Origin of the sequence: Sphaerisporangium sp. NPDC005289 (assembly GCF_040607455.1) — a bacterium.
GTDB classification, from domain to species: domain Bacteria; phylum Actinomycetota; class Actinomycetes; order Streptosporangiales; family Streptosporangiaceae; genus Sphaerisporangium; species Sphaerisporangium rhizosphaerae.
The window spans coordinates 94,668-119,745 of sequence record NZ_JBEXGS010000009.1; the positions used below are offsets into that span (position 1 = coordinate 94,668).

Genomic DNA, 25,078 nt, shown 5'->3' on the forward strand with positions numbered 1-25,078 from the left:
GCCCCCCGCTCGATGTCGCCGCCGGGGGGCGCGTGCGCTTCCTGCCGGTACCTGCCCCTGTGCGGAGAGCTCCAATCGCACGCGTCCCGTACGGGCTCAACGGCCGGCCGGCGGCGTCGCGGGTCGTCGCGGACGCGCCACGTCCCACCGCCGTCGCGGTGGGCGTGGTGGCACCGCGTCCCCCTCCTCCCCGGGCAGGACGCCGGCGTTCGGGCTGGTCAGGGCGCCTACGGGCCGCCGATCTCGTACGGGCTCTCCCCGGAGGCGATCGCGGACAGCATCGCGGCCAGGTACCGCTGGGTCGCGGCGTGCAGGCCGTGCCCGAAGCTCACCCGGGCGACGCCCAGGGCGGCCAGCTCCGCGAGGGAGGGGGCGCCCGGGCGGAACAGCACGTTGACCGGCCCGCCCACCTCGGCGACCAGCGTCTTGATCACCTCGGGGTCGGCGACGCCGATCGGGTACACGCAGTCGGCTCCCGCCCGCAGGTAGCGGCGCCCGCGCTCCACGGCGTCGGCCAGCCGCCGGTCGGAGGTCCCCTCGTCGCGTGGCTCCGCGGCCCCCGCACCGTGGGGGCCGAAGGTCCCCGCGCCGCGCAGGTACGTGTCGACCCGCGCGTTGATCACCAGGTCGGCTCCCGCACCCGCGGCGGCGGCCCGCACCTCCGCCAGGAAGCCGGCCTGCTCATCGGGATCGACCAGCGTGCCGGTGCCGGGGTCGGAGTCCTCCAGGTTGAGACCGGCCGCCCCCGTCGCGACCAGCCGCTCGACCAGTTCGGCGGGCGCGAGCCCGTACCCCCGTTCCAGGTCGGCGGTGACCGGCACCGGCACCGCGCGGGCGATGCGGGCGACCGCGTCCAGCATCGCGCCGGCCGGCGCCTCCTCACCGTCCGCGTAGCCGAGGACGGGCGCCACCGCCGCGCTGCCGGTGGCCACGGCGGGGAAGCCCGCCTCCACCACGGCGCGCGCGGAGGCGGCGTCCCAGACGTTCGGCAGCACCAGCGGCCGTCCGGGCACGTGCAGCGCCCGCAGCTCCGCCGCCTTGGGAGAGGTCATCAGTGCGCGGAGGGGTGGTAGTTCCCGGGGACCAGCCGCGAGGTGACGCCGATACGGTTCCAGGAGTTGATCATGATGATCGCCCAGATGAGCTTGGACAGCTCCTCCTCGCCGAACTGCTCCGCGGCCCGGGCGTAGACCTCGTCGCCCACCCCGCTCTGCGGCAGCAGGGTGATCGCCTCGGTCAGCTCCAGCGCGGCGCGCTCGCGGTCGGTGAAGAACGGCGTCTCGTGCCAGACCGTGAGGGCGTAGAGGCGCTGCTCCCGCTCACCCGCGGCCCGCGCGTCGATGGTGTGCATGTCGACGCAGAAAGCGCAGCCGTTGATCTGGGAGGCGCGGATGCGCACCAGTTCGAGCAGCGGGGCCTCCAGACCACTGCCGGCGACCAGGCCGTCCAGCTCGCCGAGGGCCTTGTACATCTCGGCGGTGTGCTTCTTCAAGTTGACACGGGGCTGCGGCCGCGTGGTGGCGGGGGCGCTCGTGGTGTTCGTCGTCGTCATGAAATCCATGGTAGAAGCCCAGTGGACCGGCGGTAAGATCCAGTGTTGTGTCAGGAGATTGGGCCACTTTCGGGGTCGACCTGCTCGTCGAGATGGACGCCGTCGCCGGTCGGCGCACCGGCCTCGAGCACGCGCTGCGCGACGCGATCCGCGACGGCCGGCTCGCGCCGGGCACCCGCCTGCCGTCCAGCCGGGCGCTGGCCGCCGAGACCGGGCTCTCGCGCGGCACGGTGAGCGCCGCCTACGACCAGCTCATCGCCGAGGGCTACCTGACGGCCCGCCACGGCTCGGGCACCTCGGTCGCCGACGTCGCCCCGCAGCGCGCGGCCGCGCCGCTCGCCGGCGGGGACTCCCCGGCGCCCAGGTTCGACCTGCGGCCCGGCAGCCCCGACGTGACCACGTTCCCCTCGGCGGCGTGGCTGCGCGCCACCCGGCGGGTGCTGGCGACCGTGCCGGCCACCGTGCACGGCTACGGGGCGCCGGGCGGCACCGCCGCGCTGCGCACCGCGCTGGCCGGCTATCTCGGGCGCACGCGCGGCGTGCTCGCCGATCCCGACCGGATCATCATCACGACCGGGTACGTGCAGGCCCTCGCGCTGCTGGCCGGGGTGGTCGCCGCCGGTCGGCGGCCCACCATCGCGATGGAGGATCCGGCGCTGGCCTTCCACCGGGACATCGTGCGCCGGGCGGGCGCCGGCGTCCTGCCCCTGCCGGTCGACGGGCGCGGGGCGCGCACCGGCCTGCTGAGCACGGCGGCCTACGCCGGGGTGGGCGCGGTCGTGGTGACCCCCGCCCACCAGTTCCCGACCGGCACCACCCTGCACCCCGAACGCCGCCACGCCCTCGCCGACTGGGCGCGCAGCACCGGCGGCCTGATCATCGAGGACGACTACGACGGCGAGTTCCGCTACGACCGCCAGCCCGTCGGCGCTCTGCAGGGCATGGCCGCCGATCACGTCGCCTACCTCGGCACCGCCTCCAAGACCCTCGGGCCGGCGCTGCGCCTGGCCTGGATGGTCCTGCCCCCGCGCCTGGTCGGGCCGGTCACCGACGCCAAGCTGCACGCCGACCACCACACCGAGACCCTCGGCCAGCTCGTCCTGGCCGACCTGATCACCTCGCACGCCTACGACCGGCACGTGCGCGCCTGCCGGCTGCACTACCGCCGGCGCCGCGACCTGCTGCTGGCGCGCCTCGGCCCCGCGCGCGCCTCGTTCACCGACGGAGGCGGCATCGCTGCCGGCCTGAACGCGCTGATCCACCTGCCGCCCGGCGGCCCGGACGAAAGGGCCGTCCTCGCGGCGGCGGGAGAACGCGGCCTGGCCCTGGGCGGCCTGGCCGACTACTGGCACCGGGAGAGCCCCGGCCATCCGCAGGGCGTCATCGTCGGGTACGGGACACCGCCGGAGCATTCCTACGCCGCTGCACTGGACGCCCTGGCCGAGGTCCTCGGGCCGAGGCCGGTCAGAGGGAGAAGGGCTGCACGGAGGTGACGGCGTGGACGGGGACGGGGCCGTAGATGTGCGGGAAGGCCTCCTGCGCGCCGGGAGGCACCTCCAGGCGGACCTCGCCGTCCAGCAGCGCCTCGTCGATGGTCAGCACGACGAGGGGGGCGGCCACCGCCGCGTAGAAGTTCCGGGCCACCCCGTCCAGCTGCGCCCGGTCGGCGCTGGCGTGGATGAACCCCTCCTGCTCGAGGGTGCGGCCGAGCGTGGACACGCGGTACTCACCGGCACGCACGGCGGCCTCCCAGTCGGCGGCCAGCGCCAGATGGAGGATCGTCACCGCACCGAGCCTAGAACACCCGCGCAGGGCCCGCCACGCCCGTCCCCACGCATGCGGCCGGGCCGGGCGCGCCGTCGTGCGCGCCCGGCCCCGTCCGGGTGACCGGGAGTCCTTGGGCTACTTCTCCAGGGGGACGGCGCCGTTGACGGCCGTCTCGGGGGCGGCGGGGGCGCCGTTCAGGTTGGGCGGGGTGGCGCCGGACAGCAGGGAGCGGGCCAGGCCGAGGCCGGTGCCGCCGAGGGTCAGCGCCTTGGCCAGCAGCTCCTCGACGCCCTGGGCGCCGTTCAGGACGACCATGTGGTCAACGTTGCCGAACGCCTTGGAGCCGGCCTCGACGATCGCCGGCCAGTTCTCGGCGAGCTGCTGGGCGATGACGGCCTCCTGGTTCTCCGAGAGAGCCTGCGAGCGGGCCCTGATCGCCTCGGCCTCCGCCAGGCCCTTGGCCTTGGCCGCCTCGGCCTCGGCCAGGCCGCGCGCCTTGGCCGCCTCCGCCTCCGCCAGGCCGCGCGCCTGGGCGGCGGCCGCCTCGCCCTCACCGGTGGCGCGGGAGGCCGCGCCGGCCGCCTCGGCGCGCAGCCGCACCGACTCGGCCTCGGCTGCGGCGGCCTGCTTCACCTGGGACGCCTGCGCGACGGCGCGCAGCTCGGTCTCCCTGGCCTCGGCCTCGGCCTGGGCGATGCGGGCGTCGCGCTCGGCCTGGGAGAGGGTGACCGTCTCGTAGGCCCTGGCGTCGGCGGGCTTGCGGACCTGCGACTGGAGCCGCTGCTCGGCCAGGTTGGCCTCCAGCTCGGCGGCCCGGGTCTCCTGGACGACGACCTCCTGGCGGGCCGTGGCCTCCGACAGCGGGCCGGCCTGCCGGGCCTTGGCGGACGCCTGGTCGACCTCGGCCTGGTAGCCGGCCTGCTGGATCTGGGACTCGCGGATGGCCGCGGCCTTCTTGGCGGCGGCGACCTGCTCGGCCTCGGTGGCCTCCTGGTCGCGCTGGGCCTCGGCGATGCGGGCGGAGGCGGCGACCTTGGCGGCGTGCGGCTTGCCGAGGTTGAGGATGTAGCCGGTCTCGTCGTCGATCTCCTGGATCTGCAGGGAGTCGACGACCAGGCCGAGCTTGCTCATCTCGTCGGCTGCGCTGCTGCGGGTCTCGCCGGTGAGCCGTTCGCGGTTGAGGATGAGGTCCTCGACGGTGAGGTTGCCGATGATCGAGCGCAGGTGGCCGGTGAACAGCTCGTGGATCGCCCCGCTCATGCTGTCCTGCTGGTCCAGGAAGCGGCGGGCGGCGTTGGCGATGGAGACGAAGTCGTCGCCGACCTTGTAGATGATCACGCCGCGCACCTGGACCGGGATGCCCTGCTGGGTCACGCAGTTGACCTGGAGGTTGGTGGCGCGGCTGTCGAGCCGCAGGCGGCGGGCGGTCTGGAAGCCCGGGATGACCGCCGTGCCCTTCCCCGTGATGATCTTGAAGCCCAGGCTGTCGGCCAGTTCGTTCCTCGTGTGGGCGCCGAGGCCGGAGATGATGAGCGCCTCGTTAGGCTCGGCGACCCGCCACACGGCCTTGAACAGCAGGACCAGGACGACGAACAGGACGACGATGCCGCCGGCCCAGAAGGCCAGCTCCGTACCGGTCATGTGTGTTGACCTCCGAGATGAGGGGGGTGGGAGAGTCAGACGATCGCGCGCGCCACGTAGACGGTGCGTGGTGGCGAGTACTCGACGACGATGATGATCGTTCCCACCGGGATCTCCTCTTCGGGCACGCTGGGATGGGCATAGAAGGCCTCAACGCCCCCGCGTATCGGCACCAGCACCTCGCCCACAAGGCCCGGCCCGATCTTGCCGGTGACCCTGCCCTGTCTGCCCACCACGTGCAGCACACCCCGTCGTCATAAATCGACCCGCGAACGCGAACGTTACCCCGTTTGCCCCGTATCTTCATCGGCCGGCGAAAAGCCCCCTGGCATTTCGCGGCGACTCCGATTCGTCCGCGCGGATCGTCTTCGTCCGGCCCAACGAACCAGGTGTTCGCGGCGTTCCCCACATGAGGCACGATCACCATCAAAGCGGGATGCCGCGCCCGTAGGGCCCACGCAATGAACCCGAAAAGACTCGGCTCGCCGCCCGCGACATGCGCCTTGTTCCATCCCGTGCGGGGTGAGGATCGGCGGAATGACGGCTCATTTCCCTCCCGGCGGGCGATCCCCCGCGACCTCGGCCCGCGCGTCCGGAGGCGACCTGAGCGCCGGACCGTGGACGGGACGCGCGATCAGCCGCAGGGCGTTCCTGGACGGTGTCACGACGGCCGCCGCGTGCGCCGCCTTCGCCTCCCCCGCCGGCCCGGCGTCCGCTGGTACGCCCCTCGGCCCGGCCGGCGACCCGGGCGGATCTTCACCGTCCCCGGGGAACGGGACGCACCCGGGGCACGGGCGCGCACGGCCGCACCCGGCCGCGCTGCAAGGGCTGCGAGGGGACACCCCGGACGCCACCGGCGTGGCGCACGCCCTGCGCGACGGCAGGTTCTGGAAGCACGTGGACGCGCCACGGCCGCCCGTGGAGAGCTACGACCTGGTCGTCGTCGGCGCCGGCATCAGCGGTGTCACCGCCGCCTACACCTGGGTGCGGCGCCACCCCGGCGCGCGGGTGCTCATCCTCGACGGCCACGACGACATCGGCGGGCACGCCCGCCGCACCGAGTTCCACCCCGCCGGGCGGGCCGGACCGCTGGTCGCGCACGGCGGCGCCCGCGCGCTCTACGCCCCCTCCGCCTGGCCGCCGCAGGCGCGGGAGCTCCTGGCCGACCTCGGCGCCGAACCCGGCAGGTTACGCGCGCACGCCGAACCGGGCCTGTATCCGGGTCTCGGCATGCACGAAGGGGTCTTCTGTGACCGGGAGACCTACGGCTCCGGCGCCGACCGGCTGGTGACCCTGCCCCCGGGCAGGACGACCGCCGAGTGGGTCGCCGAGTTGCCGATCGCCGCGCAGGCCCGGAGGGACCTGGTCATGCTCTACGACGACCCTCCCGACTGGTTCCCGGGCCTGTCCGGCGAGGACAAGAAGCGGCGGCTCGCCGGGCTGAGCTACACGGGCTTTCTGCGGGAGGTCTGCCACGTCCACCCCGACGCCGTCGCGTTCTGCCGGACGATGCCCACCGCGACCCGGGCCCACGGCGCGGACGCGCTGGGCGCCATCGACGCCTGGGCCGCCGCGGACCGCCACGCCTATCCGGGTTTCGCCGGACTCGGGCCGACCGGCTCGGCGCCCTCGCCCCGCGACCCGGCGCGGGCGGCCGGACGACGGGCGGGCGACGACGCCGAGGTGCCCTGCCTGCCCGAGGGCCCGCAGTCCCTGGTGCGCGCGATGGTCGGCCGCATGGTGCCGGGATTCGCGGGGACCACGGCGCTGGAGGACATCACCACCACGTGGTTCGACTACGGCGCGCTGGACCGGCCGTCCAACCGCGTGCGGGTGCGGCTGTCCAGCCCGGTGGTGCTGGTGCGCAACGACGGCGATCCCCACAGCGCCGCCTCGGTCACCGTGGGGTACTTCGACGGCCACCAGGTCTGCACGGTCCGGGCCGGCGCCGTGGTCATGGCCTGCTGGGCGGCGGCGATCCCGCACCTGGTGCGCGACCTGCCCGCCGCCCAGAGGGACGCGATGCGGCAGGCCGTGCGGATGCCGGTGGTGTGCGCCACGGCGCAACTGCGGGCATGGCACGCCTTCCGCGAGGCCGGCGTCCACCGCGTCCGGTTCACCGGGGCGTTCTGGGCCGCCGCCGAACTCGCCCCGCCGGTCGGCGCCGGCTCCTACCGGTTCACGCGCCGCCCGGACGAGCCGATCACCGTCCACCTCGTGCACGCCCCGGCCCCGCCCGGCATGGCTCCGGCGCAGGCGGCGGAGGCCGGACGCCGCGCACTGGCGCTCACGCCGTACGCGGCGCTGGAGTTCACCGTCAGGGAGCAGCTCGCCCGCCTGCTCGGCCCGTTCGGCTTCGACGCCGCCCGCGACGTGGAGGGGCTCACGGTGAACCGGTGGGGGCACGGGTACGCCCGCGAGCACGCCCGGCCGTGGGACGCCTCCGCTCCCGGCGTGCCGCTCCCGGCGGACACGGCGCGGCGGCGCTTCGGGCGCATCGCGATGGCCGGCGCGGACACGGTGCCCGGCGGGGACGCCGGCGCGGCCGTCAGCGCGGCCCACCGCGCGGTACGCGACCTCTCGGACGCGGCCCCGGCATGAACCCGGAGGTGACCCCGGCCCGAACCGGACGAGGTCAGCGTGAGGGCCGGGGGCGGCGGATGGCGGTGAAGGCCCACGACAGGTCCGGCTCCACGGCCCAGCGGAACAGGCGGCGCACCGGTGGCGTGCAGAGCACGGTGGCCAGGACCACGCCGAACGCGGCCACCAGGGCGACGCCCCACGGGGTGCGCAGCCCCGCGTCGTACCTCTCCAGCACCTTCACCGCGAAGCCGTGCAGCAGGTAGGCGTACATCGTGGCCGCGCCGAGCCCGGAGAACCAGGTGCGGCGCGCGGGCGTGACGGCCAGGAACGCGGCCACCAGCACCGCGCCCGCCGACAGCATCGCCAGCCGGATCACACTGCCCGTGAGGTCGTTCACGCCGATCTTGGCGTTGCTGTGCCGCCAGCGGATCCACTCGGTCGCGATGTCGGCGTGCACGGCGAACGCGACCACCAGCCCCGCCACCAGGAGCACGGCGCCGGCCACCCGCACCCACGGGCGCTTGAGGAACTCCAGGTGCTCGGGACGGATCATCAGCCCCAGCACGTAGAAGGGCAGCAGGCCGAGCGTGCGGTTCATCGACAGCTCGTCGGGCAACTCGCTCATGCCGCCGAGCAGGGACAACCCCACCGCCACGGCGAGCGGCCGGCGGAGCTGCTGCCACACCGGGGTCGACAGCCGCCACATGAACAGCGACATCAGAAACCAGGTGAGGTAGTACGGGTCGAGCAGGCTGATGTCGAGCTTGCCGTACATGACCAGGCGCGGCAGCGAGTACGCGAGCTCGAAGATCACGTACGGCAGCGCGAGCTGGGTGATCAGCTTGCGCGCCTTGCCCGGCGAGAAGGTGAAGTTCCGCGACAGGTAGCCGCTCAGCGTGATGAACAGCGGCATGTGGAAGGTGTAGCCGAAGAAGTAGATGGCGTGCGCGGCCGGGACGTCCCGCAGGTCCTCGATCAGGTGCCCCATCACGACGAGGAGGATCGCCAGGTACTTGGCGTTGTCCAGGAACGGGTCCCGGGCGGCCCTGGCCGCGCGGACGGCGGTGGCCGGGGCGTCGGGCAGGGCCGGAACGGCGGGGGTGGCGGCGGTCACAGCCCACGCACCCTAACGAGACGGCCTGGGAACCCGTTGAACGGCGGATGACCCTTGGGCGAACAGTGCGGCACCCCCGGCCGTACAGGCCCGGTCGTCGTCACAGGAGTGGACGGTCCTGCCCGGCGAGCAGGTGGGCGGTGCAGGTGTGACCGCCCACCTGTAGCGCTCGGTCCGTGACGGACGTCGCGGTAGAAGATCGTCCCCTACCCGGGTAGCGGGTAGGGGACGGCAGGGAAGCCGGGCCCGCGTCGGGCATCGGTACGCCGAAACGACCGAACGGGCTCGGATCCCAACAGAAATGATCTTTGTTGTGGTCCGATCTCTCGCCGCGGCGATCACGGGAGGGCGGACACGGCGCGGCCGAAGCTCAGCTGCGCAGCGTCCACCGCTGGTTGGCCTGTCCGTTGCAGGCCCACAGGATGAGTTTCGTGCCGTTGGCGGTGCCGGCCGCGTTGGCGTCCAGGCACAGGCCGGACTGCACTCCGGTGATGGTGCCGTTGGAGTTGACGTTCCACTGCTGGTTGGCCTGGCCGTTGCAGTCCCAGATGATCACCTGGGTGCCGTTGGCGGTACCGCCCCCGTTGGCGTCCAGGCACTTGTTGCCGTACACCTGCAACTGCTTGCCCGAGGTGGAGGTGAACCGCTGGTTGGTGCCGCTCCCGCAGTCCCAGATCTGCACCTGGGTGCCGTTGGTGGTGCTGGAGTTCGGCACGTCGACGCACCGGCCCGACTGGCCGCCCACGATCTGGACGCCCTGCTGCGGGTTGCCGCCGCCCGCCGGCGCGTAGCCCGCGGCGGTGATGTTGGCCTGGACGGCGTTCTCGGTGGCGGCGGTCGGATAGCCGGAGGTCAGCACGCCCTCGAAGAAGGTGCCGCGGCCGGAGACGCTGTTGTCGCCGCCGATGCCGAGCAGGATGGCGCCTTCCTTCTTCATCGGGTTGTAGCCGTTGGGGCGCCGTCCGTCGAAGTAGTTCGTCAGGCCGCCCGACTGCGCGTCGCCGCCCCGGATCGCCCAGTGGTTCGGCTCGCCCTTGACCATGGCCGTGACGAAACGGTGGTTGATCGACGCGAGGGTGTTGTGGCCCGCGTTCACCCCGGAGAACAGCCCCCACTCCAGGTCGGCCATGATCCAGGGGCCGGCTCCGTCCCCGTAGCCCCACTGCTTGTCGGCGCCGAAGTAGACGGTCTCCATGATGGCGGGGGCGTCGGCCTGGCCGTCGGTCTGCGCGTTGCCGTAGTCGAAGCAGCACCACTGGTTGTAGTGCGTGCCGTCGACGACCGCGTAGATGCCCTCCGGCTGGTCGCCGGTCGCCACGCCGTTGGTGTTGTTGTTGCGGTAGCCGGTGCCGGGCTCCACGCGGACGCCGTAGGCCTTCTGGCCGCCGATGGTGATCGGCGCCGCGGTCGCGTTCGCGAGGTTGTCCCATCCGCCCGCGGCCGGACCCTTCCAGTAGCCGGGGGGCGCCTGGGTGAGGCGGTTGTTGCGGCCGGACTGGTCGTAGAGGATGGTGATGAGGCAGGTCGTGCCGGAGCAGAACGAGTCCTGGGCGGCGGCGTCGACGACACCGCCCGCGCTCTGAACGCCGATGTCGCGGGTGGTGTTGTCCGAGGCGCGCCTGACCTGGTACAGCGGGCCGTTGTAGGCGCCGTACAGCGCACGGGTGGTGCTGTGCGCCGCCACACACGGCGTACCGCCCGCGGCGTAGATGTCACACGGGCCGGTGGTGGCGGCCCGGGCCGTGCCACCGCCGACCAGGCAGACTGTGGCGAGCAACGCGCTCGCCCCGGTCGCGAGCGCCCTTCTCAGGCTTCCGAGCAGCATCATGCCTTCTTCTCTCGATCAGGGATCATGGGACGGCACCGCCACAGCAGCCTGTTCAGGAATGTTAGCGCTAACATCCATCCCCGATCGAACCGATTCGCTGTAGGCGGGATAGTGCGGAGTCAATGCACTGAGGGCCCCGGCGTCAAGAAGGCGGATCGAACATCCCGGACGCCTCGGGGGTGCCGTCAGCGCGCCGCCTGGCTCTTCCCTTGGCGCGTTCGGCGCTGTTGCGATGAGATGTCGTGAAACTTTCATCGCGGGCCGCCGGATGGTGAGCCGCCCGCCTCACCCACTGCCGTCCTTGGGCCGTGCCCGCGTCCGGTTGGTCGCTGGCGAAGGCGGCGGCCACCGGGTTGACTGCACGGGTGACCGCATTGCCCGTTCCTGCCGACCTGACCCACCTCGTGGCCGCGACCTGGGTGCTCGACGGCGACACGGTGCCGAGAGGGTTGCCGCACCCCACCGTCGACCTGCTGGTCATGCCCGACGGGGCGTGCCGGCTGGCCGGGCCGGAGACGCGGGGCCGGCAAGGGGCGCTGCCCGAGGGCGGACCGTTGGTGGGGGTGCGGTTGCGGCCGGGGACGGTGACCGGACTGTTCGGGGTGGCGGCCGACGAGGTGCCGCTGACCGGGGCGTCGCTCGAGGTCGGGCGGCTCGGCGGGGCGGCGACCGAACGGCTCGGCGAGGCGGCGACCGAAGGGCTCGGCGGGTCGGTGAGCGAGCGGCTGCGCGGGTCGGTGAGCGAACGGCTGCGCGGGGCGTTGGCGTTGGTGCGGGCGCGGGCGCGGGCCGGGCGATGCCAGGTGGACGAGCGCGTGCTCATCGTGCTGGCGGCCATGCACGCGGAGCCGGGTGCACCGGTGGACCGGCATGCCGCCCGGGCGGGGTTGTCCGGGCGGCACCTGCGGCGGCGGTTCGGGGTGGCGGTCGGGCTGCGGCCCAAGTCCTACGTGCGGGTGGTCCGGCTGCACCACGCGCTCGCCGCCGCGCGCGTCGCGGTGGCCAAGGGGGAGCGTCCCGACTGGGCGGACATCGCCGTGCGCAGCGGCTGCTACGACCAGTCACACCTGCTCGCCGAGTTCCGGCACGCCGTGGGGGCGCCGCCGGCCACGTTGCTGCCGGACGTCCGTTTTCTCCAAGCCCCGGCCGGCCGGGGGCCACGACACTCGACGCATGGCTGATGACGCTGTCGGGGAGATCCTCGACTGGTACCGGGAGACCGCACGGGACGGTACCGCCGGGGACGGGGTGCGTTTCGTCGAACCGCTGGGCGCCTGGGTGGTCCACGGTCACGCCGAGGTGAGGCAGGTTCTCACCGACCACTCGGTGTTCTCCTCCGACGAGCTGCGCTACAGCGCCCGGCCCGTGCCGCACCGGGACAATCCGCTTCTCGGCGGCCTGTCCGCGATGGACCCGCCCCGGCACCACGTGCTGCGCCGTCTGGTCGGCCGGGCCTTCACGCCCCGCGCGATCCAGGCGCTCCTGCCCTCGATCGCCGGCACCGTGCGGACGCTGCTGACCGATGTGGACGGCGAGCTCGACGTGATCGGCCGGCTCGGCTACCCGTTGCCGGTGCGCACCATCGCCGCGCTGCTGGGAGTCCGGGCGTCCCGGCAGGCCGACTTCGTGCGCTGGAGCGAGGCGATCACCTCATTCGCCGGCTCGTTCACCGAGGACCCGGCGCGCCGGGCCGCCTTCCGCACCGCACGCGCCGAACTGGGCGAGTACCTGCGGGAGGTGTTCGCCGAGCACCGCGCCCGGCCCCGAGACGACGTGATCGGCACTCTGCTGGCCGCCGAACCGGACGGCGGCCGGCTCTCGGAGGAGGAGCTGCTCGACTTCTGCACGCTCCTGCTCGTCAACGGCCACGAGAGCACCAAGACCCTGCTGGTCAACACGGTGTTGTGCCTGGCGGCCCACCCCGGCGCACTGGCCCGGCTGCGCGCCGACCGCGCGCTGGTACCCGGCGCCGTCGAGGAGGTGCTGCGGTTCCTGCCCCCGGTCGGCGGCACCGACCGGTTCACCACCGGCCCGGCCGGCATCGCCGGGCACGCCATCGACACCGGCCGGCGCGTGGTCGCCATGGTCCTGTCGGCCAACCGGGACCCCCGGGTGTTCGCCGAGCCGCACGAGTTCCGGCCCGGCCGGACGCCCAACGAGCACCTTTCCTTCGGCCACGGCGCGCACTTCTGTCTCGGCGCGCACCTGGCCCGGCACGAGGCCGCGATCGCGGTGCGCGCGCTGCTGGACCGCTTCCCCGCACCGTGGTCGGTGAGCCGGATCACGACCGGGCGCACTCCGGTCGGCATCGACGTGCTCGATCTGGCGCTGGCCGCCCCATAGGGGGAGGCCGGCGCCCGGGCCGGGCCGGTGGCGCGGCGCGGGCCGTCGTCAGGTGAGGTCAGGTGCGGTCGGGGGTGGACAGGCCGGTGGCGGCGCGGCTGGTCTCCCAGAGGGCGGCGGCCAGGGTGGGGTCGGTCATGGACCTGCTCGCCGAGGCGAGGGCGCTCTTGGCGAAGAAGCGGCCGGAGTGCTCGACGCCGTCGGGCGTGGTGGCCAGGTGGACGAGCGTGCTCGCGGCCTGCTCGGGCGAGCGCGCGACGCCGGGGACCATCAGCACCGCCTTCATGTAGAGGCTGTCGGGCGCGAACCCCGTCTTGACGACGCCGGGGTGGAAGCAGGTGGCGTTCACTCCCCGTCTGGCGAGTTCGACGGTGAACAGCACGTTGGCCTGCTTGGTGTCGCCGTACTGCAGCCAGGCGGACCACCGCCGGTGCGCGCGGTCGATGTCGCGGGGGTCGAGCCGGCCGGTGCGCGCGGCGGCGGAGGAGGTGGTGACCACCCTGCCGCCGGACGCGGTGATCCGATCGAGCAGCAGGTTGGTCAGCAGGAACGGCGACAGGTGGTTGACCTGCGCCATCACCTCGTGCCCGTCGCGGGTCGTCCGCCGCTTGGCGGACATGACGCCGGCGTTGTTGGCCAGCACGTCGATGCGCTCGTAGCGGTCCAGCAGGTCGGCGGCCAGGCGGGTGACGTCCTCGAAGGAGGTGAAGTCGGCCACGGCGACATCGGGGCGGCGGCCGGAGACGGCGGCGACGCGGTCGGCGACGGAATCGAGCTTGGCGCGCGAGCGGCCGACGATGACGACATCGTGACCGGCTCTGGCCAGCGCCTCCGCAGCAGCTGCCCCAATACCCGCACTCGCCCCAGTAACGACAGATATCATCTGATCCTCCAGTACGCGCAAACTGTATCGGTGCTAGCCTGCTGTGCGATCTTCCGGAGGTGCATTTCCCCCCAAATGCGGCAGAGCCTCCAAGCGATGCAGGAGTGACCATGAGTTCCCGAAAGCGGTCCATCCGAGTCAAGATTTTCGCGTTGCTGCTTCTGCCGTTGCTATCGCTCAGCGCCCTGTGGGGGTTCGTCCTCAATCTGACCGTCGGTGATGGCATCGCCCTCATGCGGGCGAACACGATCTATCAGAGTGTGGGCGTCACTTCAACAGATCTGGGACTCCAGATTCAGAGTGAACGCGCCCTGTCCGCCGAGGCCCTCAGCGTGCGGCTCGACGACCAGAACAAGCTGGCCGCCCAGCGCCACACCACCGATGTCTCCCTGGAGAAGTTCCGCGCCGCCGCGACGGAGGACGGCGCCCGCGGCGCGCTCACCGACGCGATGAGCAACTCCATCGACTCCCTGATCGACGAGCTGCAGGGCCTGCCGAACATCCGGGCCAACGTCGACACCGCGCAGTCCAACCGCCTGGAGACCATCCAGGCCTACAACCGCGTCATGGACGCGCTGTTCACCGTCTTCACCCGCATGACCTCGGTGCCCGACCTCGCGGTCTTCGAGCAGGCCGCGGCGATGCAGGGCATGGGCAACGTACGCGAGATCATCGCGCGGGAGAACGCGCTGGTCGGCGGGGCCCTGCGCTCCGGAGGGCTGACCCACCCCGAGTTCTCCGCCTTCGCCGAATGGGCCGCCAACCGGCGCTTCCAGCAGGCCAAGAGCATGGCCGCCCTCGACCCCGAGCTGCGCAGGCCCTACGAGGAGGTCGTCGCCTCCTCGACCTACAAGCGCTTCGCCTCCATGGAGCAGGACCTCTTCGGCAGGATCCACACCGGCGGCCCGCTACCGGACACGCTCGGCAAGTGGCAGCCGATCATCGACAACCTCTCCACGACGCTCGACCAGGTCGCCGTCAAGGCGACCCGCGTCCTGGCCGACCGGGCCAAGACCATCGCCACCGGCATCCTGATGCGCATCATCCTGGCCGGCGGCCTCGGCCTGGTGGCGGTCATCGCCTCGATCGTCATCTCGGTGCGATTCGGCCGCCGCCTGGTGCGCGAGCTGGCCGACCTGCGCAACTCCGCCCGCGAACTGGCCGACGTCCGGCTGCCGCGCGTCGTCGACCGGCTGCGCCAGGGCGAGGAGGTCGACGTCGAAACCGAGGCGCCGCCCATCACCGGCGGCGACTCCTCCGAGGTCAGCGACGTGGCGCAGGCGTTCAGCTCGGTGCAGCGCACCGCCGTGGAGGCCGCCGTCCAGCAGGCCGCCCTGCGCCAGGGCGTCAGCCAGGTGTTCCTCAACCTCGCCCGCCGCAAGCAGGGGCTGCTGCACCGCCAGCTCAGGCTGCTGGACACCATGCAACGCCGCACGAACGAGCCGGAGGCGCTGGAGGGCCTGTTCCAGCTCGACCACCTCACCACCCGCATGCGCCGCCACGCCGAGAGCCTGATCATCCTGTCCGGCGCCGCACCCGGCCGGGCCTGGCGCAAGCCGGTGCCCGTGGTCGACATCGTGCGCGCCGCCGTGGCCGAGGTGGAGGACTACACCCGGGTCAACCTGTATCCCCTGCCGGACGCGCACATCAACGGGGCCGTCGTCGCCGACGTCATCCACCTGATCGCCGAGCTGATCGAGAACGCGACGATGTTCTCGCCGCCGCAGACCACGGTGCAGGTGCGCGGTGACGTGGTCGGCAACGGCTTCGTCGTCGAGATCGAGGACCGCGGCCTCGGCCTGTCCCCGGAGGAGTACAAGGCGGTCAACGAGCGGCTGGCCGAGCCGCCGGAGTTCGACCTGGCCGACAGCGACCGGCTCGGGCTGTTCGTCGTCGGCCAGCTCGCCGCGCGCAACGGCGTCAGCGTGGTGCTGCGCGGCTCCCCCTACGGCGGCACGACGGCCATCGTGCTGGTCCCCAAGCACCTGATGGCCGACCCGTCGGCGGGCGGCTCCGCGGCCCCGGCCGAGACCGGCGCGGGGCACGCCGGCGAGCCGCGGCACGGCCGGACGTCCAGGCCCGTGACCGGGCCCGCCGCCCCCGAGCCCGCGGCCGGCGGATCTCCGTTCTTCACGCCCTCGCACGAGCGGTCCGGTGACCCGGCCCCGCCCGCGCTGACCGTGATCCCCGGCATCGCCGACACCGGCCCGATCGCCCTGAACGGCGGCAGGGCCGCGGACGCCGGCGCCCCGCCGGTCCCGGAGGCGGGCGCGCCCTCCGCCGGGATCGCCGGATCGGCCTCTCCTCGCGACGCGCGCGAGGCGTCGTCCCAGGGCGCCGGGGAGGCCTCCCCACGCGACGGGGGCCAGGCGTCCACCCGGCCACCGCGTCCGGGCGCCTCGAACGGCACGCCGTCCTCGCGCACCAGCGCGCCGAACGGCACGCACCGGGGCCTGCCGCGGCGGGTGCGTCAGGCGAACATGGCCCCGCAGCTTCGAGAGAACACCGGCCCGCTGGCCGCGCCGACCCCCCTGCCCGCCCCGACCGGCGAGGCGGGACAGGCGACCGGAGCCCCGGGAGCCGCCGAGCGCTCGCCGGACGAGGCGCGCGCGATGTTCTCCGCCTTCCAGCACGGCGGCCGGCGCGGGCGGCTGGAAGCCGAGCGAGAAGTGCCGGAGAGTTCCGCGACGGGCGAACCCCGGCCCGAAACGCCCTCGAACAGGGGTGACGTCGCCAACCCTCTGCCCCGGCGGACATCGGGGCCCGGTCGGAGCGCCACCGACCGGCCTGACGAAGGTGACCAAAAGCACGAGCTGCGCAACCATAGTGAGGGTTACGTACAGCAGACGAGTGGCGAGAAGGGTGACGAATGACCGGCAATGTCTCGTCGAACGGCGAACTGAACTGGCTCCTCGACGATCTCATCAGCAGGGTCGCGGCCGTGCGGCAGGCGGTCATCCTCTCGACCGACGGACTGGTCGTCGGCGCGTCAAAGGGGTTCAGCCGGGAGGACGCCGAACACCTGTCGGCCGTGGCGTCGGGCTTCCAGAGCCTCGCCCGCGGCGCGGGCCGTCACTTCGGCGGCGGCGAGGTGCGCCAGACCATCGTCGAGATGGAGTCGGCCTTCCTCTTCGTGACCGCCGCCGGCACCGGGACCTGCCTGGCGGTGCTCAGCAGTTCGGACGCGGACGTGGGCCACATCGCCTACGAGATGGCGATGCTCGTCAAGCGCGTCGGCCAGCACATCTCGACCAACCCCCGGCGGACATTGTCATGAGGACGCGCGGAGAGCAGTGGATCGACGAGGAGGCGGGGCCGATCGTGCGGCCCTACGCCCTCATCCGCGGCCGTACCCGCTCATCGGCCGACGATCTTGACCTGATCGCTATGGTCACGGCGACCGGGTCTCCCTACACTGGCGAGGCCGGTCTGGGCCCGGAGGAGCTCCGCATCCTCGAGCTCACCGACCGGCCGATGTCGGTCGCGGACATCGCCTCCGAGATCGACCTGCCGCTCGGCGTGGTCCGGGTCCTCCTCGGCGATCTCCACGATCACGGCATGATCAGCGTTCGGCCGCCCGCCCACGCGGGACCGCGTCCGAACGAGCGCATTCTCAAGGAAGTGATCAATGGCCTACGAGCACTCTGAGGAGCCCGTCGCCCTCAAGATACTGGTGGCGGGCGGCTTCGGCGTGGGGAAGACCACGCTGGTCGGGGCGATCAGCGAGATCCGCCCCCTGCGCACCGAAGAGGTCCTGTCCGACCGCGGCATCGGCGTCGACGACATCGACGGCGTGGAAGGCAAGACCACCACGACGGTCGCCATGGACTTCGGCCGGATCACCATCCGCGAGGGCCTGGTGGTGTACCTGTTCGGCACCCCCGGGCAGGAGCGGTTCTGGTTCATGTGGGACGAGCTGTCCTACGGCGCGCTCGGCGCGGTCGTCCTGGCCGACACCCGGCGCCTGACCGACTGCTTTCCCTCCATCGACTACTTCGAGCAGCGCGGCACGCCCTTCATCGTCGCGGTGAACTGCTTCGACGAGGCCGAGCAGCACGAGCCTGAGGACGTCCGCATCGCGCTCGACCTGGACCCGGGCATCCCGGTGATCCTGTGCGACGTCCGGCGCCGCGCCTCGGCGAAGGTCGTGCTGGTCACCCTGGTCGAGCACGCCCTTCGCACCCTCACCCCCGCCGCCGGATAGGAGCCCGCCGCGCGGCGACGGCCGCGCGCCGACCCCGGCGGACGGTTCCCACGCCGCCGCGGACCTTGGCACCGGTTCTCGGTCACAGGGCCTGGACGGTTCTCGGTCGAAGGGTCCCGGACGGTTCCGGTCAGAGGGCCTGGATGCCCTTGATGACCTCCTGGAGGAGGGCCGCCCTGGGGTTGCGGGTGCTCGGCGCCTGCGGGCGGGCCTGGACGGCGCCGCAGGACACCAGATCCGCGAGCAGCAGGCGGACGAGGCCGAGGGGCAGGTCGATGTCGGCGGCGACCTCCACCAGAGGACGGGGCTCCTGGACGAGCCCGAGCAGCCGGTGGTGCTCGGGGCCCAGGTCGGCGCCGGAGGGGGGCGTCCCGGTGGCGGCGAGGTGGGCCAGCAGGTCGAACGCCTCGGCGGGCGGCGGCGTCCGGCCCTTGGCGAGTGCGTACGGCCGCACCACCGGACCGTCGTCGATCACCTCGGGCTCGTCCATCACACGGCGCCTCTCGGGTGGGTGCCGAGGTGCCGGCCGACCCCGGCGACCAGGCGGGCCATCTCGTAGGCGACGACGCCCGCGTCGGCCTGCATCATGCTCAGGACCGCCAGGCAGCTGCCGTTGCCGGCCGAGGTGACGAACAAAAGCGCCGACTCCATCTCCACGATGGTCTGACGGACCGCGCCGCCCTGGAACCGCAGGCTGGCGCCCTTGGCCAGGCTCTGGAAGCCCGCCGCGACGGCCGACAGGTGTTCGGCGTCCTCGCGTTCGAGACTGCTCGACGCGGCCACGCGCAGGCCGTCGTTGGACAGGATGATCGCGTGCCGCACGTCGGTCACCCGGGCCACGAAGTCGTCGAGAAGCCAGTGCAGTTCGGCCGACATCGTCACACCTCCTCACCGTCTGGCCGGTCGCCGGCCCTGCCCCGCCGCCAGCCGAGCTGGAGCGAGTCGAACAACGCTCTGGACTCCTCGGGCGATCGCTCCACGGGCGTCCCCGCGACCGCCGCCGAGCCGCCGTGCTCCTCCCGCGCGTGGCCGTCGCCCCGCTCCGCCTCCCGCGCGTGGCCGTCGCCCCGCTGCTCGTCCCATGCGCGGCCGTTGCCCCGCTGCTCCTCCCGCGCGAGGCCGCCGTGGGCCGAGGGCACGGCCGGGTCCGAGTGCCCCTTCCGCGGGCGCAGCTGCGGGGCCAGGCTGGCCTGCCGGGTGCGCCGTGGGAGGGCCCCCTTGCCCGGCGCCGCCGGGCGGGACGCGGGCGGCGGCTGCGGCGCGGGCGCATCGGGCGGTCGCGCCGCGCCCGCCCGTTCCGGTGCGTCCTGCCACGGCCGGGCCACCGGGCCGGAGGTCTCCTCGCGCGGCAGGCGCGGTCCGGGGTCCAAGGAGCGCGGGCCGGTCGGCTCGGGAACGCCGTGTGTCAGGGGCGCGGGCGGCTCGGGGGCGTCGTGCGTCAGCGGCGCGGACGGATCGGCGGCCTCCTGGGGCCGGGCCGCCTCCGTCGCGGGGGCGGTTCTGGTGCGGACGGGCAGGCCGGAGGGCGGGCTCGCGGGCCGCTCGTCGAAGAAGGACCTGGCACGCGCGGCGGGCAGGATCGCGGTCCGCGCGGGCGGCGGGGTGGGCCGCACGGGCGTGGCCGCCGGCCGTTCGGGCATCGTGATCAGCCGGTCGGGGAGCAGGATGATCGCCGTCGTGCCCCCGTAGGGCGACGCGCGCAGCTCGACCCGGATGTCGTGGCGGGCGGCGAGCCGGCCGATGACGAACATGCCCAGGCGCTTGGTGTCGGCCGGGTCGAACTCGGCAGGACGCGCCAGCTTCTCGTTCAGCGCGTCGCGCTCCCCGGCCGTCATGCCGAGCCCGCGGTCCTCGATCTCGACGGCGAAGCCCCGCGCCACCATCTCGCCGTTCACCGTGACCTCGGTGTTCGGCGGGGAGAACGAGGTGGCGTTCTCGATCATCTCCGCGCACAGGTGGATGACGTCGGCGACCGCGTTGCCGACGATCATCACCTCGGGCATCGGGTGGACGCGGACCCGCGTGTAGTCCTCGACCTCGCCGACCGCCGCGCGCAGCGCGTCCATCACCGGCACCTCCTGGCGGAAGGTGCGGCCCGGCGAGGCCCCCGACAGGATGACCAGGCCCTCGGCGTGCCGCCGCATGCGGGTGGTGAGGTGGTCGACCCGGAACAGGTCGCGCAGCGTCTCGGGGTCCTCGGCGTGCCGCTGCATGCCGTCCAGGAGCCGGAGCTGCCGCTGGAGCAGCGACTGGCTGCGCCGGGCGAGGTTGCGGAACGCCTCGCCGACGGCGTCGCGGAGCCGGGTCTGCTCGACGGCGGCCCGCACGGCGGTGCACTGGACGCTGCTGAACGCCGCGGTCAGCTCGCGCACCTCGGTGGTGGTGGCGGTGCTGACCAGCGGCGGCACCTCCACGGCGGTGTCGACCTCCTCGCCCGCGCGCAGCCGCTCGACGACGCGCGGCAGGCGCACGGTCGCCAGGTCGGCCGCGGCGGTCCGCAGGTCGCCGAGCTCCCGGGTCAGCCGGCGTCCCACGCGCAAGGCGACCAGGAGCGAGCTGACGACGGCGATGAGCCCGAGCGCGCCCGCGAGGCCGGCCCGCACGAAGGAGGCCATGGCCACCGGCTCGGCGCCGGCGGCGAGCGCGGCGCCGGCGCGGGTGAGCGTGCCCTGGTAGGAGCCCTCCACCCGGTCGGTGATCGTCCGCCAGGTCTTGTGGGAGAAGGTGCGGCCCTCGCCGAGGACGATGTCGTTCTCCAGGGTGGAGAAGCGCCGGTACTCCTCCGAGCGCGCCAGCGCGGCGAACGGCGCGCGCACGGAGGGGTCGAGCTCGGCCATCCCCTGGTCGAACAGGAACCGGCGGGTGGTGGCCAGCGCGGAGAAGATCCTCAGCTCACCGGGGTTGAGCGGCCGGTTCTCGATCATCGCGCCGGCGGCGAGCGCCCGCTCGCGCGAGAGGTGGTCCTTGGCGTACGCCATCGCGGTCAGACTCTGCGACTGGTGGAACAGCTGGAGGCCGCCGGTGAGCGACATGCTGACGACCAGCTTCTGCATGGCGTCGGGCACCAGGGCGTAGTCGCGGGTCAGCGTCACCAGGTCCATGGCCCCGCTGTCCACGGACGCGCGGGTGGCGTCGAGCTTGTCGACCACGGCCATCACGTCGGCGAACCGCGCGCGCATCTCGGGCGTGGAAAGCCTGGACTGGGCGGTCTCGGTGAGGGCGAGCCTGCGCATCCGCTGGCGGAGCAGGTCGACCTGCTGGCGCTGGCGCAGCAGCTCGGTCTGGGTCCGTTCCGAGGGGGCGCCGAGGTATTCGGCGGAGAGCAGGTGCTCACGCTGGAGGGCGATCGTCAACTGGTCGCCGGGGTTGCCGATCTCCTCGTACAACGACGACACGGCGAGCAGGTTCAGGGAGTCCCGCGTGGTGACGCTCGTCCCGAAGATCCAGAGTGCGGTCAGCGAGAGGAGCGGGATCACGAGCAAAGCGGAGATCTTGAATCTGATGGACCTGCTCGATGCCATGGCACCTCATCGGTTGGCGGGATGCCGTAAGGGACCGGCAGCCGAGGGTGAAGATCGCCGATGAGGATAGCATTGTGGCGGCTGATTTTCTTGATGCTTCTGTGATATATCGTGAATTAAGCGCTTCTGCGTTTACTGTCGGCTTAACACCGCAGTGGTGTTTCGTGCGCCACTTGTAGCGTTTTCCATGGTCGCAGCCATCGCCATGATCGTGGCGATGCGCGTCCGCGCCGGCAGGGCGACGCGCACCAGTTGCACGGCGGAAAAGGCGAGAACGGCGACTTCGACCGCGAGCAGGGCCCACTCCGCCACACCGATCAGAACCTGGTGCCCGGGAAGGGCCACATAGGTGAGCACGGCGAGCCCGCCGCCCGCGCCCAGCGCGAGCCATTCCAGCGGACGGGCCAGCGCCGCCCACCGCGCGTCCTCGCCGAACCGCCGTGCCATCAGCGCCGCGGCGGCGGCCATGCTGATCAGTGCCAGCGCCATCAGCGCGTCCGCGACCCCCGCGACCGGCACGACGGCCGCGCCCATCAGCGACACCGCCCACGCCAGCAGCAGCCGCTCCGGCCACCCCGCGAGCGGCGCCGCGACGGCGCGCATGCCGGCCAGCAGACCCAGCGTGGCAAGGCCGACCAGAGCCAGCGCCGGCTCGGTGACGCCACCGGGCTCGAGCGCGGCGGCGCGGCCGATGGTGAGGTCCAGGACGCCCGAAGGGGTGCCGACGCGGCCGGCCGCCATCGTGAGCGACGCGGCCAGCAGCGCCGCGATCGACGCGGCGAGCATGCCCGCTCCGGCGGCCAGGGGGTAAAGCCTTCTCAGCATGGTCCAAGACTGTCCCGGAACGGCCGTCTCGAACATCCGGTGCCGTCCCTGAACGACCCCTGAGGCGATCTCGGGGTCCCTCAGGGTCCTCCCCGCCTACCGTGGCCGGTCCCAGGGACGTCCGCCGGTCGCGGGGACGCTCGCCCACGGTGGGTGCCGGGGCCCGGCGTGCGGGCCCCGGCACCGGGTCAGACGGTGGCGGCCGCCTCCGCGTACCGGGCGCGGACGCCGGGCGCCGGGTCGGCCTCGTAGACCTCCGGCTCGCCCGCCAGCCACGCCGGCGGCTCGGCGGTGCCGCTGAGCAGCCACGCGGCCTGGCGGGCCGCGCCGTCGGCGACGTACTCGCCCGGCTCGGGCACCACGACAGGACGCCCGAAGACCGCGGGCGCGATCTGGCGCACGGCCCGCGACCGGGCGCCCCCGCCGATCAGCAGGATGCGCCGCGGCTCGACGCCGAGCGCGTCCAGCCCGTCGGCCAGCCCGCACAGCATGCCCTCCACGGCGGCCCGCGCGAAGTGCGCCGGCGTGGAGTTGGCCAGCCGCAACCCGTGCACCGAGCCGGTGGCGTCCGGCTTGTTCGGGGTCCGCTCGCCCTCCAGGTAGGGCACCAGCACCAGCCCGTCCGCGCCGGGGGGCGCCTGCAGGGCGAGATCGCCCAGCTCGTCCAGGCCGACGCCCAGCATCCGCGCCGCCGCGTCGAGCACCCGGGCGGCGTTCAGCGTGCACACCAGGGGCAGGAACCGGCCGGTCGCGTCCGCGAAGCCCGCCACGGCCCCCGAGGGGTCGTGGCTCGGCTCGCCGGCGCAGGCGAAGACCGTCCCCGAGGTGCCGATGGAGACCACCACGTCGCCGGGGCCGAGGCCCACGCCGAGCGCGGCGGCCATGTTGTCGCCGGTGCCCGGCGCGAGCATCACCTCACCGGCCCGGCCGGCCTGCGCCGTGGGGCCCAGCACGCGCGGCACCACGGGGGTGTGGCCCATCGCGAGCTTGAGCAGGTCGGGACGGTAGGAGCCCGTACCCGGCGACCAGTAGCCGGTGCCCGAGGCGTCACCGCGGTCGGTGGTGAGCGCGTTGACGCCCGGCGCGCCGGCCAGCCGCCAGGTGAGCCAGTCGTGCGGCAGGCCCACCGCGGCGGTGCGGGCCGCGTTGTCCGGCTCGTGCTCGGCCAGCCAGCGCAGCTTGGTCACGGTGAAGGAAGCGACCGGGACGCTGCCGACCGCCTCCGCCCACGCCTGCGGCCCGCCGAGCTCGGCCACCAGGTCCTGCGCCGCGCGCGCCGAGCGGGTGTCGTTCCACAGCAGCGCGTCCCGGACCACCTGGCCGTTCTCGTCCAGGCAGACCATGCCGTGCTGCTGGGCGCCCACCGACAGCGCCGCCACGTCCGACAGCCCGCCCGCCTCGGCGAGGGCCCGCTGGAGGGCGTCCCACCAGTGGCCGGGGTGCACCTCGGTGCCGGCGGGGTGAGGGGCCCTGCCCTCGCGGACCAGGGCCCCGGTCTCGGCGTCGCGGATGACGACCTTGCAGCTTTGCGTCGATGAGTCGACTCCCGCGACCAGCGTCATCCCCGCACTCCGAGGAGGTGCTCGAGCGCGAGCTGGTTGAGCCGGGTGAAGTGGAAGCCGCGCTCGGCCGCCTTGTCGATGTCGAAGTCGTCGTTGGCCAGGTTCTCGTAGGTCTCACCGGGAGCGAGGGTCGGCTGGGCCAGCTCGGTGACGCGCGAGTCGGTGAGCGCAGCCTGCACCTCGGGGTCGGCGCGGAAGGCGGCCGCCTTCTCCTTGAGGATGAGGTAGGTGCGCATGTTGGCGGCGGCCGAGACCCACACGTCCTCGGCGTCCTCGGTGCGCAGCGGCTTGTAGTCGAAGTGGCGCGGGCCCTCGTAGCCGCCGTTCTCCAGCAGGTCGACCAGGAAGAACGCGCTCTTGAGGTCGCCGTGGCCGAAGACGAGGTCCTGGTCGTACTTCGGGCCGTGCTGGCCGTTGAGGTCGATGTGGAAGAGCTTGCCGTGCCAGAGCGCCTGCGCGATGCCGTGCACGAAGTTGAGCCCGGCCATCTGCTCGTGGCCCACCTCGGGGTTGAGGCCGACCATCTCGGGGTGCTCGAGTTCGCCGATCAGCGCGAGCGCGTGACCGATCGTGGGGAGCAGGATGTCGCCGCGCGGCTCGTTGGGCTTGGGCTCCAGCGCGAAGCGCATGTCGTACCCCTTGTCGAGCACGTACTGGCACAGGATGTCCAGGCTCTCCTTGTAGCGGTCGAGCGCGGCCCGCACGTCCTTGGCGCCGTCGGACTCGGCGCCCTCGCGCCCGCCCCAGCAGACGTAGGTCGTCGCGCCCAGCTCGGCGGCGAGGTCGATGTTGCGGATGACCTTGCGGATCGCGTAGCGGCGGACGTCGCGGTCGTTGCTGGTGAAGCCGCCGTCCTTGAAGACGGGGTGGGTGAACAGGTTCGTGGTCGCCATGGGAACCTTGAGGCCGGTTTCGCTGAGGGCCTGCTTGAAGTTCTTGATGGCCTTGTCGCGGTCGGGCTCGGTGGCGAGGAGGTCGTCGTCGTGGAACGTCACGCCGTAGGCGCCCAGCTCGGCGAGGCGGTGCACGCTGGTCACCGGGTCGAGCGGGGCTCGGCTGGCGTCGCCGAACGGGTCGCGCGCCTGCCAGCCCACCGTCCACAGGCCGAAGGTGAACTTGTCTTCCTTCTTGGGTGTGTACGCGTCCACGGAGTGTCTCCCGATTTAGTCTATGTTGTGGACTAAATACTCGGCCCGGATCCGCCCGAGGTCAAGAGGGACCGCCGAGCCACTTCACCGGACCACACTGGAGGCTG

22 protein-coding genes are annotated in these 25,078 nt (G+C 73.1%); 8 read left to right on the plus strand and 14 right to left on the minus strand.

Annotated elements, in window-relative coordinates; translation table 11 throughout:
• Positions 1-227 precede the first annotated feature (227 nt).
• Together ABZT47_RS17750 and ABZT47_RS17755 are read right to left on the minus strand one after the other, a co-directional pair.
• Positions 228-1,052 carry an isocitrate lyase/phosphoenolpyruvate mutase family protein gene (locus ABZT47_RS17750; RefSeq protein ID WP_354842619.1) on the minus strand — a complete coding sequence of 275 codons (825 nt, stop codon included), beginning with the start codon at positions 1,050-1,052 and terminating at the stop codon, positions 228-230.
• The gene (locus ABZT47_RS17755) at positions 1,052-1,552 is read right to left on the minus strand and encodes a carboxymuconolactone decarboxylase family protein (RefSeq protein WP_354842622.1); all 501 of its coding nucleotides are present in this window, start codon (positions 1,550-1,552) and stop codon (positions 1,052-1,054) included. Before ABZT47_RS17755 ends, ABZT47_RS17750 begins: the two co-directional genes overlap by 1 nt.
• A gap of 47 nt (positions 1,553-1,599) precedes the next feature.
• On the opposite strand from ABZT47_RS17755, the gene ABZT47_RS17760 reads away from it, so the two are divergent.
• Positions 1,600-3,045, plus strand: coding sequence for a PLP-dependent aminotransferase family protein (locus ABZT47_RS17760; protein WP_354842625.1), 1,446 nt, complete (start codon positions 1,600-1,602; stop codon positions 3,043-3,045).
• Here ABZT47_RS17760 and ABZT47_RS17765 read toward each other — a convergent pair.
• From ABZT47_RS17765 to ABZT47_RS17775, 3 genes are all read right to left on the minus strand, one after another.
• Complete coding sequence (locus ABZT47_RS17765; RefSeq protein WP_354842628.1) at positions 3,017-3,337, minus strand: DUF952 domain-containing protein; 321 nt, start codon at positions 3,335-3,337, stop codon at positions 3,017-3,019. The two genes, ABZT47_RS17760 and ABZT47_RS17765, sit on opposite strands and share 29 nt — an antisense overlap.
• Positions 3,338-3,454: 117 nt before the next feature.
• Positions 3,455-4,960: an SPFH domain-containing protein gene (locus tag ABZT47_RS17770; RefSeq protein ID WP_354842631.1), complete on the minus strand. Its 1,506-nt coding sequence runs from the start codon at positions 4,958-4,960 to the stop codon at positions 3,455-3,457.
• Positions 4,961-4,995: 35 nt separating this feature from the next.
• On the minus strand, positions 4,996-5,205 hold the full coding sequence (locus tag ABZT47_RS17775; protein WP_354842634.1) for a hypothetical protein: 210 nt from the start codon (positions 5,203-5,205) through the stop codon (positions 4,996-4,998).
• A gap of 292 nt (positions 5,206-5,497) precedes the next feature.
• On the opposite strand from ABZT47_RS17775, the gene ABZT47_RS17780 reads away from it, so the two are divergent.
• Positions 5,498-7,561, plus strand: a complete 2,064-nt coding sequence (locus ABZT47_RS17780) for an NAD(P)-binding protein (RefSeq protein WP_354842637.1) — start codon at positions 5,498-5,500, stop codon at positions 7,559-7,561.
• A 34-nt stretch (positions 7,562-7,595) separates the two neighbouring features.
• On the opposite strand, the gene ABZT47_RS17785 is transcribed toward ABZT47_RS17780, so the two are convergent.
• Complete coding sequence (locus tag ABZT47_RS17785; protein ID WP_354842640.1) at positions 7,596-8,657, minus strand: acyltransferase family protein; 1,062 nt, start codon at positions 8,655-8,657, stop codon at positions 7,596-7,598.
• Between the two features lie 370 nt (positions 8,658-9,027).
• The gene (locus tag ABZT47_RS17790; protein ID WP_354842643.1) at positions 9,028-10,485 is read right to left on the minus strand and encodes an arabinofuranosidase catalytic domain-containing protein; all 1,458 of its coding nucleotides are present in this window, start codon (positions 10,483-10,485) and stop codon (positions 9,028-9,030) included.
• 365 nt (positions 10,486-10,850) lie between these two features.
• Between ABZT47_RS17790 and ABZT47_RS17795 the strand changes: the two genes are divergently transcribed.
• On the plus strand, positions 10,851-11,666 hold the full coding sequence (locus ABZT47_RS17795; RefSeq protein WP_354842646.1) for a helix-turn-helix domain-containing protein: 816 nt from the start codon (positions 10,851-10,853) through the stop codon (positions 11,664-11,666).
• The gene (locus tag ABZT47_RS17800) at positions 11,659-12,828 is read left to right on the plus strand and encodes a cytochrome P450 (RefSeq protein ID WP_354842649.1); all 1,170 of its coding nucleotides are present in this window, start codon (positions 11,659-11,661) and stop codon (positions 12,826-12,828) included. The genes ABZT47_RS17795 and ABZT47_RS17800 overlap by 8 nt, the downstream gene beginning before the upstream one ends.
• Before the next feature lie 58 nt (positions 12,829-12,886).
• On the opposite strand, the gene ABZT47_RS17805 is transcribed toward ABZT47_RS17800, so the two are convergent.
• Complete coding sequence (locus ABZT47_RS17805) at positions 12,887-13,711, minus strand: SDR family NAD(P)-dependent oxidoreductase (RefSeq protein WP_354842652.1); 825 nt, start codon at positions 13,709-13,711, stop codon at positions 12,887-12,889.
• 110 nt (positions 13,712-13,821) lie between these two features.
• On the opposite strand from ABZT47_RS17805, the gene ABZT47_RS17810 reads away from it, so the two are divergent.
• The 4 genes from ABZT47_RS17810 to ABZT47_RS17825 are packed head-to-tail and all read left to right on the plus strand — an operon-like array spanning position 13,822 to position 17,915.
• Complete coding sequence (locus ABZT47_RS17810; protein ID WP_354842655.1) at positions 13,822-16,584, plus strand: nitrate- and nitrite sensing domain-containing protein; 2,763 nt, start codon at positions 13,822-13,824, stop codon at positions 16,582-16,584.
• On the plus strand, positions 16,581-16,988 hold the full coding sequence (locus ABZT47_RS17815) for a roadblock/LC7 domain-containing protein (RefSeq protein WP_248963046.1): 408 nt from the start codon (positions 16,581-16,583) through the stop codon (positions 16,986-16,988). The genes ABZT47_RS17810 and ABZT47_RS17815 overlap by 4 nt, the downstream gene beginning before the upstream one ends.
• Before the next feature lie 44 nt (positions 16,989-17,032).
• Positions 17,033-17,359 carry a DUF742 domain-containing protein gene (locus ABZT47_RS17820; protein WP_354842658.1) on the plus strand — a complete coding sequence of 109 codons (327 nt, stop codon included), beginning with the start codon at positions 17,033-17,035 and terminating at the stop codon, positions 17,357-17,359.
• Positions 17,340-17,915: an ATP/GTP-binding protein gene (locus tag ABZT47_RS17825; protein WP_354842661.1), complete on the plus strand. Its 576-nt coding sequence runs from the start codon at positions 17,340-17,342 to the stop codon at positions 17,913-17,915. The genes ABZT47_RS17820 and ABZT47_RS17825 overlap by 20 nt, the downstream gene beginning before the upstream one ends.
• A 130-nt stretch (positions 17,916-18,045) precedes the next feature.
• On the opposite strand, the gene ABZT47_RS17830 is transcribed toward ABZT47_RS17825, so the two are convergent.
• From ABZT47_RS17830 to xylA, 6 genes are all read right to left on the minus strand, one after another.
• Entirely contained in the window at positions 18,046-18,405 is a 360-nt protein-coding gene (locus ABZT47_RS17830; RefSeq protein ID WP_354842664.1) for a DUF742 domain-containing protein, read from the minus strand.
• The gene (locus tag ABZT47_RS17835; RefSeq protein WP_354842667.1) at positions 18,405-18,791 is read right to left on the minus strand and encodes a roadblock/LC7 domain-containing protein; all 387 of its coding nucleotides are present in this window, start codon (positions 18,789-18,791) and stop codon (positions 18,405-18,407) included. Before ABZT47_RS17835 ends, ABZT47_RS17830 begins: the two co-directional genes overlap by 1 nt.
• Before the next feature lie 2 nt (positions 18,792-18,793).
• Positions 18,794-21,436, minus strand: coding sequence for a nitrate- and nitrite sensing domain-containing protein (locus ABZT47_RS17840; RefSeq protein ID WP_354842670.1), 2,643 nt, complete (start codon positions 21,434-21,436; stop codon positions 18,794-18,796).
• A gap of 132 nt (positions 21,437-21,568) precedes the next feature.
• A complete protein-coding gene (locus ABZT47_RS17845; protein ID WP_354842672.1) occupies positions 21,569-22,261 on the minus strand; it encodes a DUF998 domain-containing protein in 693 nt (230 codons plus the stop codon).
• Positions 22,262-22,449: 188 nt separating this feature from the next.
• Complete coding sequence (gene xylB / locus ABZT47_RS17850; protein ID WP_354842674.1) at positions 22,450-23,823, minus strand: xylulokinase; 1,374 nt, start codon at positions 23,821-23,823, stop codon at positions 22,450-22,452.
• On the minus strand, positions 23,820-24,971 hold the full coding sequence (gene xylA, locus ABZT47_RS17855; protein WP_354842676.1) for a xylose isomerase: 1,152 nt from the start codon (positions 24,969-24,971) through the stop codon (positions 23,820-23,822). Before xylA ends, xylB begins: the two co-directional genes overlap by 4 nt.
• Positions 24,972-25,078 lie beyond the last annotated feature (107 nt).